A 20,015-nucleotide genomic window follows, 5' to 3' on the forward strand; every position below is an offset into this window, starting at 1 on the left:
TAGTTGTTTGAAAACCGTTCAAACAGTTGCAAAGGATAAAAAAAAAGTTGACTTGTAAGGGTAAAACTCGTTTAATACGCCGCACGCCCAGATAGCTCAGTCAGTAAAGCTATGTGGGAGTCGAATTATTAATCCGTTGTGATTACTAATAAGCACTGTTAAGTGCCTCGATAGCTCAGTTGGTAGAGCAGAGGATTGAAAATCCTCGTGTCCCTGGTTCGATTCCGGGTCGAGGCACCATTTATTAAAGTAATGGTGTTTAGATATTTATTTAAACATTTTTACGCGTGCCTTAGCACACAGTTTTGTGTGCCGACTTAGCTCAGCTGGTAGAGCAACTGACTTGTAATCAGTAGGTCAACCGTTCGACTCGGTTAGTCGGCACCATTTTATAAAAGTGAAATGCTTAGAGCAGTTCACTTGCACTGTTTAAGTGCCTCGATAGCTCAGTTGGTAGAGCAGAGGATTGAAAATCCTCGTGTCCCTGGTTCGATTCCGGGTCGAGGCACCATTTACAAAAAAGTTATCAATCTTTAAAATTGATAAAGTGCCTTAGCACACAGTTTTGTGTGCCGACTTAGCTCAGCTGGTAGAGCAACTGACTTGTAATCAGTAGGTCAACCGTTCGACTCGGTTAGTCGGCACCATTTATTTTAGTTAAGTGTTTTGATAGCATTTAATTAGCACTGTTTAAGTGCCTCGATAGCTCAGTTGGTAGAGCAGAGGATTGAAAATCCTCGTGTCCCTGGTTCGATTCCGGGTCGAGGCACCATTTATATAAAGCCTTGCTCATGCAAGGCTTTTTGTTTTAGTGTGCCGACTTAGCTCAGCTGGTAGAGCAACTGACTTGTAATCAGTAGGTCAACCGTTCGACTCGGTTAGTCGGCACCATTTATCAGATAAGCCCAGCATTAGCTGGGCTTTTTTGTATCTACCGCTTGGCTAAATTCTCAATCAATTTTCACTTGCACCAATATTTTATCTACCCTTTATTATTCATGGCTTTCACACCTGTTTGTTATTTATTGGACTTCCCATAGTTTGCTAGACACCCAATGAGTTACATTGTAACTTCTAAAAAGAAGTGTTTTATGAGCAAAGGCGAACGGTATACCCAAGAGTTTAAAGAAGCGGCTGTTAAACAAATTACTGAGCGCGGATATTCAGTCGCAGAAGTCGCTGAACGATTAGATATTTCTACTAAACGTTATATCACTGCGGAGCCAGTTATCAGATAAACCTAAAGCCGTTCAATCATCCGATTGAAAAATTGAAGATCGCTAAATTAGAAGCGCAATTGAAACGTGTAACGGAGGAACGGGATATTTTAAAAAAGGCCGCAAGGTACTTTGCCAGCAACCCCGAGTAAAGTACGGCTTCATTCGTTATCACCAAGATGAGTTTTCCATTACGACGATGTGCCGCCTTTTTAAACTGCATCGCAGTGGTTTTTATGCGTGGTTAGAAAAGCCTTTAAGCGATAGAGCGCTTGAAGATAATCGTTTGTTGAAACTGATTAAAGAATTTTATGTAGCCAGTGGCGGCACATATGGTAGCCCTTGGATACATGCAGACTTGCGTGAAGCCGGTGAGCAATGTAGCGTAAACCGTGCCGCTAAGATTATGCGACAACATAAGCTTAAAACGCAAATTGGGTATAAGCGTCGCCATATTAAAGGCGGAAAGACATCGCGGATTGCAGATAACTTATTAGCGCGCCAATTTAACCTGCCAGCACCGAATCAATCCAGGGTTAGCGACATAACTTACATAAGAACTTATGAAGGTTTTTTATATGTGGCGACAGTAATGGACTTATTCTCTAGGCGTATTGTGGGTTGGTCGATGGATAAAAATATGGACAAGCACCTTGTTATAAACGCACTGTTGATGGCTGTATATCAACGTCAACCGAAGGCTGAGGTAATGGTACATAGTGATCAAGGTAGTCAATACGGTAGCGCTGACTATCTCGTATTTATGAAGGAACATAACCTTGTGCCTTCAATGAGCCGCGCTGGGAACTGTCATGATAATGCGGTTGCTGAAAGCTTTTTTGCGACAATTAAAAAGCGAATAGTTAAGCGTAAGATATACTCGATACGCGAAGATGCGAAAGCTGAGATTTTCAATTTTATAGAAATGTTTTACAATCCAAAAAAGCGCCACTCACATACAGGCGGTGTTTCACCTGCTAAATTTGAGGAAGCGTACTATTCTGAGTTAAAAACTGTCTAGTGAAAGCTGGGAAGTCCATACTCAGCAATGATGATAATGTTGATTAAGAATCAAAAGCATTGAAATCAGAATTCACTAGTCAAATGAACCGATTAAAACATCAATACAGTGAGCAGTACGAAAAAATTCAAGACATGATAACCGACTTAGATAATAGGCATGATTATCAAAAGTCGTGTTTAAATTGGTTTTATGTCATGTGCTGCACCTTATTTATAATTGTAATAGCCCTTTTTCTTTGGCACTTACCATGGAAGTTAATTTTAGGAATTTAGTAGGAGCAGTTGTAACGTGCCTAAAAGAACTAACGAATATCAAAAGCTTGTACTTGCTATCAATAAGCACTTAGCATCATCTAATGCAATTGTTACAGAGTCAAAAATGTTGTACGACCCTGTTTCCGAGCAAGACCGAGAAATAGACATATTAATTGAAGATAACTCAGGCCCTTATAAACTTACAATAGGTATAGAGTGCACGGCTAAATCACGCCCAATTGGTGTGTCAGTAATTGAACAGTTAATTACTAAACATAAAAACGTCGGCATCCAAAAAATAGTAATTGTTTCAAAATCAGGATTTACTGTATCTGCACAAAAATTTGCAGAAAAAATGCAAATTGACGCTATATCTTTTGGTCAAGCATTAAGCCAGTCATGGCCATCATTCTTAAATAAAGCTAGAGATGTGAGGTTAATACTAAATTCAACAACAATTGACGACATAGACTTCAATGTAACCTTTATGGAAGATGCTGAAAAAGTTGAATATTCGCTAGAAAGCACAGTTTTAACTGATACAAATGAGAGATTGTTAATTTCAGATTTTGTTTATCATTTGATTTCATCATCTTCAACTCACAATATTAAAGAAAGCAACGTAGTTGATGTTGAAGTGATATATGGTGGCTCTAAACATCATGGTGAATGGACATTTAAGCATGAAATAATAATTACCGATAAGAACGGAGTAAAAGCTAAATGCACTAAGATGTCAGCCAACTATACTATTGTGTGTTCTTCATCACCAGAGCAACTTAGCTATGAAGATTTTAAGAATAAACCTGTAATATACGGCTCAAGTGATAACTTAGGAGCTAATAAAGATACTAATATAACAGTTACAGCAACAGGTAATAATGAAGGGGTTTCTATGGCTTTTAATATCAGTTCTCGTTCAGGATTAAACTTAAGGTAGTATTTTAACTAATCATGGATGAAAGCAAATTTTTAATATTAGTATTCCAATCGAACAGCTGGCTGGATAAAACAAAAGAAATTTCCTCAATTGTTGAAAATAGAAATAAATACGAGGTTTACTTTGGCAAAAGCGATAAGGTGTACGCTTATAATAAAGATAAAGTGCAATATTTTGAGCAACCTAAAACAATAGAACTAAATAAAAACCTCGTCCGTATTAAGAGTCGAGGTACCCATAAGTGGAATTTTGCGCTGTCTTTTGGAATTTACGTATGTTTATTTAATGACAAAGAGAAAAGAATAGAACTAACTAAAAACATCGAATTAGTCCCTAATATTGCAGAATATGAAGATACAAAAAAATTAATTGATTACTACAACTTTTTAGCTAAATCACTTGAAAATAAAACATCACATTTAAATTTATATTACGATAAAAAACTAAGTGCCATCCAACCTGAATGTGTCATTAGTAACTTTGTTACGCTAGCGCCAGCAAAGCATGAAAAAATAACAACCTATCCTATATTTCCTTTCGGTATAAATCCTTCACAACAAAGAGCAGTTATTAATGCCTTGGAAAGTCAAATTAGCCTGATACAGGGTCCTCCCGGCACAGGCAAAACGCAAACTATTCTCAACATAATTACCAACATAATCATACAAGGAAAAAACGTTGCTGTGGTAGCAGGTAACAATTCCGCAATTGATAATGTTTTTGAGAAATTAGAGAAAGAGCAAATAAGCTTTATCGCTGCAAGGCTAGGTAATAAGGATTCACAAAAGCAATTTTTTAGTGTTAAAGGAGATCTACCTGAATTTAAAGGTTGGTCAATGGACAGCAACACTGTTTATCACCTTAGAAATCAATTAAACCAAATAAGTAGTCAAACAACTCAGTTACTAGAAGCTAACAATGCATTGGCAGTTCTTAAAGAAACTCTAGTGCGACTAGATATAGAAAAGCAATATTTCGATAAACATTTTGATATTAGGCCTTTAAACATCAAACGTTTTTCATTTATGACTAAATGGAATACCCCTAACCTTTTAAGTTTTTTAGCTGATTTTAAGTACCACTCTCAATTTGAAAAATTAAGCTGGTTAACAAAATTTAAATGGTTATATAGATATAAAATCTACAAATTTGCTGATTTAAGACTATTAAACGAAAATATATTTAAAAGCATCATTAGCGAATATTATCAACGTAAAACAATTGAATTAAATCAAGAAATAAATAGCTTAGAGCAGCTTCTTATTCAAGAGGATTTTGAAAGCCTTGTACAAAGACAAACACAGCTATCTAACACCCTTTTTAAATCGTTCATAGCACAAAAATACCAGTCAATTAAAGATAGTGATTTAGACGAAAAGTCTTATAAAAGAAGCCAAGAAGCATTCGAAGAGTTTGTTAATCGATACCCTGTAGTGCTTAGCACTACTGATTCAATTATTAACAACAAAAGTGAAGCCGAGCTATTTGATTATTTAATTGTTGACGAAGCATCGCAGGTAGATTTATTAACGGGCTTTCTATCGATGTCATGTGCCAAAAACATTGTCGTCGTTGGTGATTTAAAACAGCTTCCACACATACCTGACGGTTCATTAAGCAGCTCTATAGACCAACAATATAATATAATGAATGGTTATAGTTACTTTCACGAAAGCCTATTATCTTCACTAGATAAACTGTTTCCTTTAGTACCTAAAACACTTTTAAAAGAACATTATCGTTGCCACCCTAGAATTATCGACTTTTGTAATCAAAAATATTACGACGGTCAGTTAATCACAATGACATCTTCTTCAACTGACCCTTTCAAAGTCATCAAAACGGAAAAAGGTAACCATGCGAGAAAGCCACCTTCCGGTAGTGGTTTTATTAATATTAGAGAGTTAGATGTTATCAATAATGAAATTTTAAGTGATGAATTAAAATTATCAGAGGTTGATGAAATAGGTTTTATTTCTCCATATAGAGCGCAGGCTGATCAAGCTTCATTACGTTTTTCAGTAAAAGATATAGCAGCCGATACGGTTCATAAATTTCAAGGTAGAGAGAAAGAAAGCATAATATTTAGTGCAACAGCAAACAGATTAACCGCATATATGGATAAGCCAAATCTTCTAAATGTAGCTGTTTCTAGAGCTAAAAAGCGATTTACTTTAGTTACGTCTCAAAACGTACTAAAAAAGCAAGGTTCTAACATAGGTGACTTACTGCGACATATAGAGTATCAATCACTGTCACCTTGCATTTTTGAAAGTAAAACTATATCAATTTTCGACTGTTTATATAAAGAATATTCATATGCTTTAACTTCATTTATGAAAAAAGTAAAAAGATCCTCTGATTATTTATCTGAAGATCTAATGTCTACTCTGTTAGATGATATTTTAAAGCAAAAATTTTATAGCTCTTTTTCATATCGGAGAAATTACACTTTAAGCTTATTAATTAATGATTCTTCAGTACTCAACACAGAAGAAAAAATTTTTGCTAGCCACCCAAATACTCATATTGATTTTTTATTGTTTAATAAGCTCGATATGCTACCAATTTTGGCGATAGAAGTAGACGGGTATGAATTTCATGAGCTTAATGAGAAACAGAAAATTAGAGATAACCACAAAAACAATATTTTAGCTAAGATATCACTCCCATTATTACGGTTATCTACCACTGAAAGTGGTGAGGGGGATCGAATCGAATCGGCACTAAATAGTGTGATTGAATTACCTGTAGATGAAGCTGAATATTAATTTGAGATATACATTTTTATAAGAATAAATTCTAAATGTTCAACTAGGGTAAAAATTGAATAATAATCGATGCTTTGATCAACAGATTGATGATTCTAAAACACTAAAAATGCACCGGCTTATTTTCATGTATGACTTTTTAATACTTCAAACCAGAATGCTGAAAAGAAAGTAGGAAAAATCACAATTAAATCAATGTATTATTGCAATTCCCCAGTTAAAAATAGTTAGGGTTATTTCTGCCTCCCTCTTTATTTAACATGTAGTTATAGCGCTTAGGTAGTGACTGTCGCTATCTATCGTAGGTATCTTGTAATCAGTAGGTCAACCGTTCCACTCGGTTAGTCGAAAGAATGTATACAAAGCCTCGCATATGCGAGGCTTTTTTGTTTCTGTCCTAAGTTCGGCGCAGCATTAAACCGCGTTCCATATGCAAAATATATTTATAATTTTATTCCGCTTTAGCTGGTGTAATGCCAATAGCAAACTCTGCCGTATTTTCTATATCAACTTTTTAAGAGTTAAAATTAATTCTCTGATTAAAAGTTAGCTTGCTCATTTGTTTTTGATAGTTGTATTAACACTTAGCGCATTGAGTGAACTTACAATTTCACCGCAAGCTATGTAATGTTATGTAAAGTCAATTGAGCAAAGTTTGCTAAAGTGATTGAATAACATTCATAAATAGCATTGATCAGGTTTAAACATGATGTGGCAATATAAGCCATCTTTATTAGCAATAAGCATTATAGTGTTGAGCGGTTGTGCGAGTAACTTAAACCAATCGCAGCGCGAACAAACTCCAAATAATTTACCACAGCAGTGGCAACAACAAGCATCAAGTTCTGTATTAAAAGTGGATGATGAATGGTTAACTCAACTACACACGCCATTACTTAACAAATACGTAGAACAAGCGCTTAAAAACAACCAACAACTATTACAAACCAGCTATGATGTCGCTATTACTAAACAGCAACTAATAGTAACCGGATCAGCTCTTTGGCCTAGTTTAGATTTATCTTCGCGTACTAGCCGAAGCAAAAATAACCGGCCTGTTAGCTATAATAATGCCAGCTCGGTAAGCTTAAACTTAAATTACGAAGTTGACTTATGGGGTAAGCTGTCAGATTCAAAACGAGAAGCTAACCTTTCTTATTTAGCGCAAAAAGCGCGTTTTGAACAAGCTAAACAACAACTTGTTTCAGATGTTGTTCAAGGTTGGTTTGATGTTGTGTCTGCGCAGCAGCTGCTTGATTTATATAAGCGCCGTGAAGAAAATGCTAAGCAAAACCTCGATATAATTGAGTCGGGTTATCGCCAAGGTATTAACGAAGCGCTTGATGTTTATTTAGCCCGCAATGAGCTTAATAACGAACGCTCACGCATTGCCACTCAAATAGCGAGTTTATCAAGTGCAGCGCGAGTGCTTGAGCGCTTACTAGGTGAGTACCCAAAAGGAGCTATTGCAGCAAGCACTGACTTACCGGTTGTTGATACCGAAATTCCAGTTGGTATTCCTTCAGAGCTCATTACCCGAAAGCCCGCATTACTTGCCAGTTGGTATGAGTTATTAGCTACCGATGCGTCATTGGCTTATGCGCATAAACAGCGCTTTCCTAGTTTAAATTTAACTGCAAGCTTAAGTGATAGTACAGATAGGCTGAGTGATTTGTTTTCTCCTTCAAGCCTCGCATGGTCTTTACTCGGAAGTATTTCGGCACCTATTTTTGAGGGAGGACGTTTACAAGCCAATGAAGAAATTGCACGCCTGAATGCGCAAAAGCAAGAACAGCAATATTTACAAACCTTGTACGATGCATTTGCTGATGTAGAAAATGCGATATCGCAGCAGCAGTCTTTAAAAGCGCAGTACACCAGCACCCTCGAAGCACAAAAAAATGCACTTGCGGCCGAGCAGTTATCGTTTGAGCAATATCAAAGTGGCTTAGTAACTTATACCACGGTACTTGATGCACAAGGTCGCTCATTCGATGCGCAAAGTTCATTAATACAAATTAAAAACCAATTAATCGCAAATAGAATTAACCTACATGTTGCCCTCGGTGGTGATTTTGAAAAACCGTCAAGCGACTTAAAGAGCAATAACGATGAACACTAAAACAGCTAAAATTATTATTCCAGCCGCGGTTGTTGTTACCGCTCTTTTAATTGTATTTTTTATTAAGAGTAATCCGCCAGAGGCGAGACGCTTTAGTTCAGCACCAAAAGCAGCAATTAGTGTATCTGTACTTGAGCTTGTGCCTCAAACTTATCAAGTAATGATAGACAGCTACGGTACAGTAAAACCTCGAACACAAAGCTTACTTGTTGCTCAAGCATCTGGGCAAATAATTGAAGTGAGCGATGAGTTTAGAGAAGGTGGCTTTTTTGAAAAAAGCGACGTGTTATTAAAGCTAGATGATAGAGATCATCAGGCAGAGGTTAAATCTGCACAAGCTAACTTGCTCACAGCAGAGCAAAGCTTATTAGAAGAAAAGGCCCGCGGGCAACAAGCACTGACTGATTGGAAGCGCCTTGGTGGTTCAAGCCAAGCTAGCAGCTTGGTATTACGTGAGCCGCAATTAGCAGCTGCGCAAGCACAAGTGCTATCGGCTCAAGCTGCTCTTGAAAAAGCAGAGCTTGATTTAGAGCGTACAAAGGTTACCGCACCTTATGCTGGGCGCATACTGAGTCGTAGTGTCGATTTAGGTCAAGTAGTGAGTAACAATACCCAACTTGCCACTATTTACGCTATTGATAGTGTTGAAATTCGCTTACCAATAAAAAATAAAGACCTTTCGTTTGTTAACCTGCCAGAGCAATACCGTGATGGTGCTAAAAACCAAGCGGGTTCGTTAGTTAAATTTAGTTCTGATTTAGTGGGGGAGCAAACATGGCAAGGCCAATTGGCACGCACCGAGGGCGCTATTGACCAAAACGCGCAGCAACTTTACGTGGTAGCAAAAATAGACGACCCATATAAATCAACCGCCAGTAATCAGTATCCAATTAAAATAGGGCAATACATTAAGGCGCAAATAGCGGGTAAAACGGTGCAAAATGCGTTGATCATTCCTAACAGCACAATTTATCAAGGTACTTATGTTTATGTGGTTGAAGGTGATGTATTAAAGCGTAAAGACGTTACTTTTGCATGGCAAAACGCAAACCAAGCAATGATCAAGACAGGATTAAAAGCAAACGACAAGTTGGTTATCACGCCACTTGGTCAAGTGAGTTCGGGCACTAAAGTGAGTATTTTAGATGAAGAGCCAAAGGAAAAAAAATCTAAAGGTATGCGCCCGTCGCGAGAGCAACTTGAGCAAAAAGCAAAAGAGCTTGGTATTAGTGTTGAAGAGTTAATAAAAAAACGTCGCGCAGCCAAGCAAGGAGATAAAGTATGATTGCTTGGTTTACTAAAAACCATGTTGCTGCCAATTTATTGTTAGTAACTTTGTTGTTGTCGGGACTATTTAGTTTATCGAGTAAAATACCACTTGAGGTGTTTCCGTCCTTTGAAACCGATATGATAAGCGTTGGTGTTAGCCTGCGTGGTGCAACCCCTGAAGATGTAGAGCAGGGCGTAACAATTCGTATAGAAGAAGCGGTACAAGACCTAGAGGGTATTAAACAAATATTTAGCCGCTCGTCAGAGGGCTCAGGCTCTGTAACCATTGAGGTTGAAAGTGGTTACGATCCTCGTGAACTGTTGGCTGATATTAAAAGCCGAGTGGATGCGATTAATACGTTTCCTGGCGATGCCGAAAAACCAATTGTTGCGCTGGCTGAGCGCAAAAGAGAAGTAATAGCTGTTACTGTATCAAGTGATTACGGCGAAAAAGAAACGCGTGAATACGCAGAAACAGTGCGAGATCAAATACTGCGTTTGCCTAATGTAACCCAGGTAGAGCTAAGTGGTGTACGAGATTATGAGTTAGCCATTGAAGTTAGCCAAGACACACTTCGCCAATATAACCTGAGCCTTGCGCAAATATCGAGTGCGATTGCTAATTCGAGTTCTGATATTTCTGCCGGTAACTTAAAAACAGAAGGTGGCGACGTACTGATCAGCTCAAAAGGGCAGGCTTACCGTAAAGACGAATTTGCCAGCATAGTAGTAAAAAACCAAGCCGACGGAACGATTATCCGCTTAGGTGATATTGCTACAATTAAAGACGATTTTGAAGAAACGCCAGTACGCACCCGTTTTAATGGTAAGCAAGCGGCGTTTATAGACGTTTACCGAATTGGCCCGCAAAGCGCGATAACCGTGGCAGACGATGTTAAAAACTACATTGAAGAACAGCAAGCCACGCTACCACAAGGTTTTAAACTAAGTTATTGGGACGACGATTCAGAGCTAGTTAAAAGCCGTATCGCCACCTTAACCAGTAATGCTTTACAAGGTGGTATTTTAGTACTGGCACTGCTCACGCTATTTTTGCGCCCAGCAATTGCATTTTGGGTGTTTATTGGTATTCCTGTATCGTTTATGGGCGCGTTTATCGCGATGCCAATTTTTGGTGTAACGCTAAATATAATGAGCTTATTCGGCTTTATTTTAGTACTTGGTATTGTAGTAGATGACGCCATAGTAACCGGCGAGAACGTGTATACCCATTTAAAAACGGCAAAATCCGGTGAGCAGGCTGCTATATTGGGTACTCAAGAAGTTGCGACTCCGGTTACCTTTGGTGTACTGACTACCGTTGCTGCCTTTTTACCTTTAGCATTTATTGAAGGGGCGCGCGGCGCCTTATTTGCACAAATTCCGGTAGTGGTTATTCCAGTTTTATTGTTTTCGCTAATTGAATCTAAATTTGTGTTACCAGCACATTTAAAATACATAAAACTACGCCACCAAAAAGGTGAACCATCTAAGCTTGAAGCGATTCAACAACGCTTTGCAGATGGCTTTGAAAGTGCAATTTTAAAATATTACCAACCTATATTAAACACGGCTTTACGCCATAAATTAGCAACGGTTAGTTTATTTGTGGGGGTATTTTTTATTATTTTAACCATGATCACCAGTGGTTGGACTAAGTTTATCTTTTTCCCACGAATTCCTAGCGAAACTGTACGAGTCAATCTAACACTGCCAACAGGTACACCGTTTGAAGTAACCAATAAATACGTGATTGATATGTCCGAAAAAGCGCAGCAATTACAAGACAAATATCGCGATCCTAATACAGGCGAAAGCGTTATTTTAAATATATTAGCCACTACTGGCGGACGCGGTGGCGCGTCTAACTCCGGAGCGGTACGCTTTGAGATTACACCTGCTGAGCAGCGTGAGTCAGATATAGGTTCGCGAGAGCTTGCTAGTGAATGGCGCGATTTAATTGGTGTTATTCCTGGCGCTGAAAGCCTAACATTTAGAGCTGAAATTGGCCGAAGTTCAGACCCAATAGACGTTCAACTAAGTGGTACTTCACTAACAATATTGCAAGATGTAGCTGATAATATTAAAAATCGTTTAGCAACGTACCCAACGGTGTTTGATATTGCCGACAGTATGTCTGACGGTAAAGAAGAGTTGCGTATAGAGCTTACGCAACAAGGTTTGGCGCTTGGTTTAAATCGTGTAAATGTAGCAGGGCAAGTGCGAAATTCGTTTTTTGGCTCGCAGGTTCAGCGTATTCAACGCGGACGAGACGACGTGCGTGTAATGGTACGTTTACCTATTGATGAGCGCCGCTCTGTAGCTGATTTACAAAACATACTAATAAATACTCCCGATGGCGGTTCTGTACCATTGTCGCATGTGGCAACGCTTACGGCAGGGCAAAGCCCATCAACCATAAACCGTATTGATCGTTATCGCACACTAAACGTGACGGCTGATATTGAAAAAAATAACACCAACATGACGGTGCTTCAAGCCGATCTAGCACAATACTTAGATGAGTTAATGCAGCAATACCCAGGTGTTGAGTACAAACTTGAAGGTGAAGCCAAAGAGCAAAGAGAGTCGTTTGGCTCATTGGCTTGGGCGTTAGTGTTTGTGTTTTTTATAATTTATGCGTTATTGGCCATTCCGTTTAAGTCATACATGCAACCAATTATTGTTATGAGCGTTATTCCATTTGGCATGATTGGCGCTGTAGTAGGGCACTGGATAATGGGTATGGACTTAACCATTATGAGCTTACTAGGTATGCTTGCGTTAATAGGTGTGGTAGTAAACGATTCGCTCGTATTAGTCGATTTCATTAATAAAAAACGCAGCGAAGGTGGCGATTTAATAGAGGCAGTTAAACTTGCTGGCGCATCGCGCTTTCGCCCGGTTATGCTTACTAGTTTAACCACTTTTATTGGCTTAATGCCGCTGCTGTTTGAAAAGGCGACTCAGGCGCAGTTTTTAATACCTATGGCAGTAAGCTTAGGGTTTGGGATTATATTTGCGACTTTTATAACCTTATTACTTGTTCCCGTTAACTATATGCTGATGGAGCGCTTTCAAGGTTGGTTTAAGTAGTGTTAGGCATTAAAAAGACAAAGGGATAGGTGTTAGAGATAAAAATTAAATATCGGGCTGTGGAAACGCAGTTCGATATATTTAAAGACGAAAGATAGGGAATATTTAGTTAAAAAGAAATGCTTGAGAACCTAGAACCTAAGCTATAAAGGAAGGTGTTCCCCGAGAATGCGGTGCCCGGTGTCAGTCCTGAAACCTTGAGGTTTCAGGGCGGAAATCTGCGGTTTACCGTAGGCTTCTCGGTACATGCCGAGCTTGCACAATAGTAAACGAACAAAAATCCTGGTATAAAATTTATCGGCTCAGGGACTTAACCAAGCTCCTGCACCCCAGGGAACAAATATTAGTATATAAGACATATTCCAATCCTTAAACCCCAATCGTAAAAAATTAAACTGTTCGCTCAGTTTTCCTCCAAATTTAGGGTCTGTTGATCTTTGCGGATTAAAATTTGTTCAAACTAGGGGTGGTTTAATCGCGGCGCGAGGTTTGTAACCTAGTGGGCTAAGTAAAAACCGAGCAAAGCTTCCGCGTCCTGCTCACGCCCCTTACCTACATCCATGTAGGCAACAAAGAGTAAATCGCCCCTAGGCAGAACTCTTCGGGCAGCGCCTGTTTGGCATTGATGCTGCGTTATCGCCTATTTATGGGGAATAACCACACCACATAGGCTCTGCCTTGCCTAAATACCAAACAGACTGCTGCAAATTTAACCTTGAAGGGTCAACAGACCCTAATCTTGTATTTACTTTTAAGATTGCTTTTTGAACTCAATTTGCTTTTCAATCGCTTGCTTTTGACCTCAGTCATAGAATTCATTGGAGTTGCTTTTTATCGAGTGGTAGCATTGCTTTAATTAGCAAAGCGAAGACGTCATTATGAATAACTTACCAGATTACGAAAAAGCCCAACTTCTTTTAGAGAAAAATGAAATATTTGTATCACCCGCAGAAGCGCATGGCGTTATTAGCGGCTTACTTGCTTGTGGGCTAAGCATTGACGATAAAGAATACTTAGGCTTACTGAGCGATGTATTTAATGATGGCGAGTCGTTTAGCAACGATTTAAAACAGTTTTTTGGCCAAATTTATCAACAAGTGGTTGAAAGTTTTAATAACGAAGAGTTTCAATTTGACTTGTTTTTACCGAGTGATGACGAAACACTCATCGATCAGGCTAACGGGCTCGTATCATGGGTAGCTGGGTTTATGTTGGGTTTTGGCTTAAAGCAAAAAGATTATGGCAAGCTGTCGGCAGATGTAAAAGAAGTGATCAGCGACTTTAGCGAGATTACACGCCTAGATACAACCTTTGAAGAAACCGAAGAAGATAGCCAAGCACTCCATGAAGTGATTGAGTACGTCCGTGTATCGGCGCTATTGTGTTTTGCTGAGCTAGGCAAAGAGCAAAATCCACAAAGCAACAAAAAAACACTGCATTAATTGAGCAACACAATAAAAGTAATGGGTTAGTTATTAATGGTTGAAATACAAAAGTCAGAGTTTAAAGCGCGCCGCGAGCGTTTATTGGCGGCAATGGATAATAACAGTATTGCTATAATTCCCGCTGCAACGGAGCTCACGCGTAGCCGTGATACTCATTATCCGTTTCGACAAGACAGTGACTTTTTTTACTTAACTGGTTTTAACGAACCCGATGCCGTGTTGGTGCTTTGCAAAAACAGTGATACACCCTCACTATTATTTTGTTTAGATAAAGACAAATTTGCAGAAGTATGGCACGGCAGACGCATTGGTTTTGAAAAAGCACAAAGCGAATACTTATTCGACAAAACTTATGCACTTAGTGAGCTAAATGAACAATTATTGAATTTGGTGAACGGCCAACAGATTTTATTTTATGCACAAGGGACGTATCCTGCCTTTGATGGCAAAGTATTTTCAATGCTTAACACTTTGCGCAGTGCCCCTAAAAAAGGGGATACAGCACCGAGTACAATTAAAGATATTCGCCCTTTATTGCATGAAATGCGCTTATTTAAATCGCCAGGCGAAATTAACATTATGCGTGAGGGCTGTGAAATAAGCGCTCGAGCACACATGCGAGCCATGCGTTTTTCCCACGTTGGCGCAACCGAGTTTCAACTAGAGGCAGAGCTTCATCATCACTATGCAATGAACGGTGCGCCACATCCTGCTTATGGCACTATTGTCGGCAGTGGCGATAACGCCAATATTTTGCACTACACCCAAAATAGCGACGTATTAAACAATGGCGACTTAGTACTGATTGATTCAGGCTGTGAGCTACAAGGCTACGCCGCCGATATAACACGTACCTTCCCCGTTAACGGTAAATTTAGCACTGAGCAAGCTGCGCTTTATAATATTGTACTTAAAGCGCAAGAAATCGCATTTAGCGAAATAAAACCCGGTGGCCTTTTATCTCAGGCAAATAAACTCGCTATGCAAGTACTAACCCAAGGGTTACTTGATTTAGGTATTTTAACCGGCGATTTTGATGAGTTAATGGCACAAGGTGCCTGTAAAGAATACTACATGCATGGTCTTGGTCACTGGTTAGGGCTTGATGTTCATGATGTGGGCGATTACAAGGTTAATAACCAAGAGCGTGTCTTAGAGCCGGGTATGGTGCTAACCATTGAGCCTGGGCTGTATATTAGTAAAGACTCAAATGCGCCTCAAAAATACCAAGGTATAGGTATTCGTATTGAAGATAACTTATTAGTAACTGATTCAGGTCACGACAACTTAACCATTAGCGTGCCTAAAACAATTAGTGAAATAGAAGCGTTAATGCAAAGCGCTAAAAACGCATAAGCTTGGAGATAAAAGTGGCTAAGCAGTTTGATATTGTAGTAATTGGTGGTGGTTTAGTCGGCGCAAGTTGTGCTCTAAGTATAAGTAAAAAAAATCCCAGCTTAAATATTGCTGTAATTGAAGCAAATCAAGTAACCACTGATTATCATCCAAGCTTTGATGACAGAAGTATCGCACTTGCCCAGCAGTCGGTAGAGTATTTACAAAGCCTCAATTTATTTGAAATGAACGCTCCCTATGCTGCGGCCATAAAAAAAGTGAGTGTGTCAGACAAAGGGCACTTTGGTAAAACCCATATACAGTGTGATGAGTTTGCAAAACCCTCATTAGGTTATGTGGTAGAGGTAAACCCATTTGGCAGAGCGCTGCATCAGCGTTTAATGCAATCAAACATATCGCTTTTTTGCCCAGATAGCGTAACAGCGATAAAACAAAATGCCGATAGTAATGAACTTACACTACAAAGTGGTGAAAAACTGAGTGCTAAGCTGTTGGTGATTGCCGACGGTGCACAGTCGCCAACTCGTAATTTATTGGGGCTCGGCTTCAATACCCAGCCTTATGAACAAGGTGCGATTATTGCCAATATAGAAGTCGCTGGTGGGCACCATCATCAGGCGTTTGAGCGGTTTACCCAAAATGGACCTATGGCTTTATTACCCATGAGTAATAACCGCTATTCGTTAGTATGGTGTATGCGCCAAGAACATATTGAGCAGTATATGTCGCTAAGTGAACCAGACTTTATAAGTGCGCTGCAAACTGCCTTTGGTTATCGTGCAGGACAGTTTATAAAAGTCGGTATGCGCGCTAGCTACCCTCTAGTTTATGGGCAAATAGAATCGTTAACGACGCACCGCACAGTGGTGATAGGCAACGCGGCACACGCAATTCATCCTATTGCAGGACAAGGCTTTAATTTAGGGCTGCGCGACGTACAAGTGCTGAGTAACTTAATGGCAAACAGTGAACATGATTTAGGTAGCTATGCTTTTACTCGTCAATATTCAATCAAGCGCCGTGATGATATAAACACCGTAATGACATTGACCGATGCTCTGGTCAGACTTTTTTCAAATTCATCACGGATGTTAGCGCTTGGTCGAAGTATTGGGCTATTTTCAATGGATTTATTCCCTGCATTAAAAGCCCCATTAGCAAAACAATTAATGGGTCAAGTTAAACAAGGTACACGTTTATGAAACAAGTACAGGTTTGTATAGTGGGTGGTGGCTGCGTTGGGTTAACGCTGGCGCTCGGGCTTGCTAAAGCGAATATTAGCGTGGCTGTGTTAGATGCTGCGCCAACTCAAGCTCCACCGAGTGATGATTATGGCTTACGAGTTAGTGCACTAAGTATTGCCAGCCAGACCTTACTGGAGCAATTAAATGTATGGCCACACATAATAGCTGAGCGTGCTTGTGCTTATACGCACATGGATGTTCGTGATGCCGACAGCTTTGGAAAAATAGCCTTTAATAACGAGCAACTTGAGCTTGAGCATTTAGGGCACATAGTTGAAAACGATATTATTCGCTTTGCGCTAATAAAAGAGCTTGAGCAACAAAGTAATGCCACACTGATGTTTGATACCGAGTATCAGCAAATACATCAAAGTGAGTCTGATGTATTTATTAATTTAAAAACTGGCGAACCTATTATTGCTAAGTTGCTGGTGGCGGCTGATGGCGCAAATTCAGCGATTCGTAAACAGTTTAATATGGCGCTGAGCTTTAAAGATTACGATCACCATGCGTTAGTAGCGACAGTTAAAACCAAAGAGTCACATGTAAATACCGCACGCCAAGTGTTTTTACCAACCGGGCCACTAGCGTTTTTACCACTAAGCGATGAGCATACTCATTCAATTGTGTGGTCAACCAGCCCCAATCATTGCGATGAATTGTTAGCAATGGACGACACCGCCTTTAATAAAGCAGTTATGGCTGCCATAGATGGCCAATGTGGTTTATGTGAAGTGCAAAGTAAGCGCGTCGCATTCCCACTTAAAATGCGTTACGCCCAACAATGGGTTAATGGCAAGGTGGTGTTAATGGGCGATGCAGCGCATACCATTCATCCATTAGCAGGGCTCGGTATGAACCTGGGCCTAAAAGATGCCGCTTATTTAATTGAGTTATTAACAAGGGATAGCGAGGAGTTTGCAAGTACGCGCACACTGCGTGATTACGAACGTACCCGCAAGCTCGACGCACAAAAGCACATCGCCATGATGCAAGGGCTAAAAGAGCTATTTGAAGGTGCAAACCCAGTTAAAAAGCTGATTCGTGGTTTAGGGCTTTCACTCGTTGATAACTTAGGCCCAATCAAACATCTATTCGCTAAAGAAGCGATAGGCTAGTAATAAAGACAAGCGGTCAGTTTTTAGCTATCAGCTTTAAGCCAAAGAAAAGCCGATGTTTTAGTTTAAACATCGGTTTTTTTGTTTATAGGCTAATGCTATCTTTTGTGTAGGCGTACAGCTTGCTGACGCGACAAGCGAAGCTCGTAATGCTTTAAGTTAATGAGCTACAAATTTTCTTGTGCTTCATTCACCATATCTTGCAGTGCATCGATTAACAATGGGTCACGCGAGTTCTGTTTAGCAAGTTCTAGTGCGTGTGTCATGCTGGTAACGGCTTCTTTAAACTGTTTGTCAGCAGTGTAGCCTTGCGATAATCGCATGTGGGAGTAAGCTGCATTTGGGTAATCGCGAGTAAAGTGTTTAAGCGTCGTTATCGCTTTTTTAGTGTTGCCAAACTTTTGCTGGCGGTGGGCAAATTCTACGTACACATCTTGTGGAATTTTAAGCTCAAATCCGTACTTATCACTAAGTGCTTGGTAATAACCGGTAATAAGCGATACATCCGCAAATTTTCCGTGCTCGTCAGTCACTTTAAATATTAGGTCGCTAAATAAGTGAATTAAGCTATCGCTAAGTGCTGGAAGTATGGTGCCCATATGAGTAAAAGAGGGGTAATGCTTATATTCCCATTTCAGCTGCGTGGGCATTTGTTGCTCTAAATTTACTAAAGTATTTAATGCACCTGTATAAAAACGTGCGCCTTCACTTGCTACACTAATAAATAGCGCTTGAGCGCCTTTAGGGTTTTTAGTGTATTTAGTGATATTACTTTTTAACTCTTCATCACTCCACCAACTATTTGGGCTTATGGCTATATAGTTGTTAAATAATTCCGGCTGATTAACTAAAGTATAAAGCGCTAATGTACCAGCATTAGAATGACCAATTAAGGTGTTGTAACCATTAGTTGGGTAGTTGCTATTTATGAAGGGCATGAGTTCGCCAGACACAAACTTTAAAAAATTATCGGTTTGCCCTGCGTCAGGCCATTTGTTTTTAACAAAGGTTTGAAACTCCGTTTTAGGCTCCCCTTGTACTTTGGGTAAGTAATCACGAACACGGTTAGTTGTATCAATAGCAACAAGCATGGCATTAGGTATCTGATCGTAATCAACAAGGGATTTGATTACGCCAGACGCCGTATGAAAGTGTTCAACACCATCAAGTAAATAAATAACGTAAAGCGGCTGATCGTCTTTTACGGTTTCAGGTATGAAGATTCTGAGAGGTCTGTCTTCATTAAGTATTTTTGATTGAAGAATGACTTTTTTACCCACGGTTATGTCGGTTGTAGCGGTGTTTGCATAGCTTAAAAAAGAGGTACTAAAAGTAAGTATTAATACAAGCGATAATAAAAGCTTCATAAATATCCTTATTTAATAATGTGTTGCTTGATAATTGCACGGCTTTAGGTTTGAGTAAATGTTTATATTTTAGAAGTAAATGTAGAGCTTAAATAATTTAAAGCTATGCTTTTCAAGCTCGGCGTCTACCTCGTAAATATTAAACACTTATTTTTATTTTATTTGTTGATATAAAGGGAGCATCCAATAATGTCTTCCCGAAACCCGAAACCCGAAACCCGAAACCCGAAACCCGAAACCCGAAACCCGAAACCCGAAACCCGAAACCCGAAACCTTTAACACTTATCTATCAAAGCTTAAAAAACCTGCTTGCTTAATTATCCTACTAAGCGTAAAATGCGCGCTCATTTCGGCTTTTAAACTATTAATTCCTTGCCTTAAACCGACCGGCCGAAACGGTAGAAGGCTCTATTAACCGTAAGGAATATCCATGCGTCATTACGAAATCGTATTCATGGTTCACCCTGATCAGAGTGAGCAAGTATCTGGTATGATCGAACGTTATACTGGTTCTATCACTGAAGCGGGTGGTACTATCCACCGTCTTGAAGACTGGGGCCGTCGTCAACTGGCTTACCCAATCAACAAGCTTCATAAAGCTCATTATGTTCTTATGAACGTTGAAGCACCAACTGAAGTAATCAGCGAGCTAGAAACTACTTTCCGCTACAACGATGCAGTGCTTCGTAACTTAGTTATGCGTACTAAAAACGCTGTAACTGAAGCGTCTCCTCTTGTAAGAGAAGAGAAGAAAGAAGCACCAGCTGCTTAATTGTTTTGAGTCCTAGCAT

11 protein-coding genes, 6 tRNA genes, 1 other RNA gene and 1 pseudogene are annotated in these 20,015 nt (G+C 39.5%); 17 read left to right on the forward strand and 2 right to left on the reverse strand.

Going from position 1 to position 20,015, the window contains the following annotated elements; genetic code table 11:
* Positions 1-164: 164 nt before the first annotated feature.
* The 12 genes and pseudogenes from FLM54_RS03080 to FLM54_RS03135 all read left to right on the forward strand — a co-directional run bounded on the left by FLM54_RS03080 (position 165) and on the right by FLM54_RS03135 (position 12,693).
* Positions 165-240 (forward strand) — tRNA-Phe (locus FLM54_RS03080).
* 71 nt (positions 241-311) lie between these two features.
* Positions 312-387, forward strand: a tRNA-Thr gene (locus FLM54_RS03085).
* A gap of 48 nt (positions 388-435) precedes the next feature.
* Positions 436-511, forward strand: a tRNA-Phe gene (locus tag FLM54_RS03090).
* 60 nt (positions 512-571) lie between these two features.
* Positions 572-647, forward strand: a tRNA-Thr gene (locus FLM54_RS03095).
* 49 nt (positions 648-696) lie between these two features.
* Positions 697-772, forward strand: a tRNA-Phe gene (locus FLM54_RS03100).
* A gap of 43 nt (positions 773-815) precedes the next feature.
* A tRNA-Thr gene (locus FLM54_RS03105) sits at positions 816-891 on the forward strand.
* A 200-nt stretch (positions 892-1,091) separates the two neighbouring features.
* Positions 1,092-2,238: pseudogene (locus FLM54_RS03110) on the forward strand (IS3 family transposase).
* A 291-nt stretch (positions 2,239-2,529) separates the two neighbouring features.
* The gene (locus tag FLM54_RS03115; RefSeq protein ID WP_178955107.1) at positions 2,530-3,435 is read left to right on the forward strand and encodes a restriction endonuclease; all 906 of its coding nucleotides are present in this window, start codon (positions 2,530-2,532) and stop codon (positions 3,433-3,435) included.
* A gap of 14 nt (positions 3,436-3,449) precedes the next feature.
* On the forward strand, positions 3,450-6,206 hold the full coding sequence (locus FLM54_RS03120; protein ID WP_178955109.1) for an AAA domain-containing protein: 2,757 nt from the start codon (positions 3,450-3,452) through the stop codon (positions 6,204-6,206).
* Between the two features lie 706 nt (positions 6,207-6,912).
* On the forward strand, positions 6,913-8,328 hold the full coding sequence (locus FLM54_RS03125) for a TolC family protein (RefSeq protein ID WP_178955111.1): 1,416 nt from the start codon (positions 6,913-6,915) through the stop codon (positions 8,326-8,328).
* Positions 8,318-9,613, forward strand: coding sequence for an efflux RND transporter periplasmic adaptor subunit (locus FLM54_RS03130; RefSeq protein WP_178955113.1), 1,296 nt, complete (start codon positions 8,318-8,320; stop codon positions 9,611-9,613). The genes FLM54_RS03125 and FLM54_RS03130 overlap by 11 nt, the downstream gene beginning before the upstream one ends.
* Complete coding sequence (locus FLM54_RS03135) at positions 9,610-12,693, forward strand: efflux RND transporter permease subunit (RefSeq protein ID WP_178955115.1); 3,084 nt, start codon at positions 9,610-9,612, stop codon at positions 12,691-12,693. Before FLM54_RS03130 ends, FLM54_RS03135 begins: the two co-directional genes overlap by 4 nt.
* Before the next feature lie 155 nt (positions 12,694-12,848).
* On the opposite strand, the gene ssrS is transcribed toward FLM54_RS03135, so the two are convergent.
* Positions 12,849-13,032, reverse strand: a non-coding RNA gene (ssrS, locus tag FLM54_RS03140) — 6S RNA.
* A 539-nt stretch (positions 13,033-13,571) separates the two neighbouring features.
* On the opposite strand from ssrS, the gene FLM54_RS03145 reads away from it, so the two are divergent.
* The 4 genes from FLM54_RS03145 to FLM54_RS03160 are packed head-to-tail and all read left to right on the forward strand — an operon-like array spanning position 13,572 to position 17,856.
* On the forward strand, positions 13,572-14,135 hold the full coding sequence (locus FLM54_RS03145) for a UPF0149 family protein (protein ID WP_008110427.1): 564 nt from the start codon (positions 13,572-13,574) through the stop codon (positions 14,133-14,135).
* A 36-nt stretch (positions 14,136-14,171) separates the two neighbouring features.
* The gene (gene pepP, locus FLM54_RS03150) at positions 14,172-15,494 is read left to right on the forward strand and encodes a Xaa-Pro aminopeptidase (RefSeq protein ID WP_178955117.1); all 1,323 of its coding nucleotides are present in this window, start codon (positions 14,172-14,174) and stop codon (positions 15,492-15,494) included.
* 14 nt (positions 15,495-15,508) lie between these two features.
* Positions 15,509-16,696: a 2-octaprenyl-6-methoxyphenyl hydroxylase gene (gene ubiH / locus FLM54_RS03155; protein WP_178955119.1), complete on the forward strand. Its 1,188-nt coding sequence runs from the start codon at positions 15,509-15,511 to the stop codon at positions 16,694-16,696.
* Positions 16,693-17,856, forward strand: coding sequence for an FAD-dependent monooxygenase (locus FLM54_RS03160; RefSeq protein WP_178955121.1), 1,164 nt, complete (start codon positions 16,693-16,695; stop codon positions 17,854-17,856). Before ubiH ends, FLM54_RS03160 begins: the two co-directional genes overlap by 4 nt.
* 167 nt (positions 17,857-18,023) lie before the next feature.
* On the opposite strand, the gene FLM54_RS03165 is transcribed toward FLM54_RS03160, so the two are convergent.
* Complete coding sequence (locus FLM54_RS03165; protein WP_178955123.1) at positions 18,024-19,223, reverse strand: alpha/beta hydrolase-fold protein; 1,200 nt, start codon at positions 19,221-19,223, stop codon at positions 18,024-18,026.
* 431 nt (positions 19,224-19,654) lie between these two features.
* On the opposite strand from FLM54_RS03165, the gene rpsF reads away from it, so the two are divergent.
* The gene (gene rpsF / locus FLM54_RS03170) at positions 19,655-19,996 is read left to right on the forward strand and encodes a 30S ribosomal protein S6 (RefSeq protein ID WP_008110420.1); all 342 of its coding nucleotides are present in this window, start codon (positions 19,655-19,657) and stop codon (positions 19,994-19,996) included.
* Positions 19,997-20,015 lie beyond the last annotated feature (19 nt).

This window comes from Pseudoalteromonas sp. Scap25, from assembly GCF_013394125.1.
GTDB lineage: Bacteria > Pseudomonadota > Gammaproteobacteria > Enterobacterales > Alteromonadaceae > Pseudoalteromonas.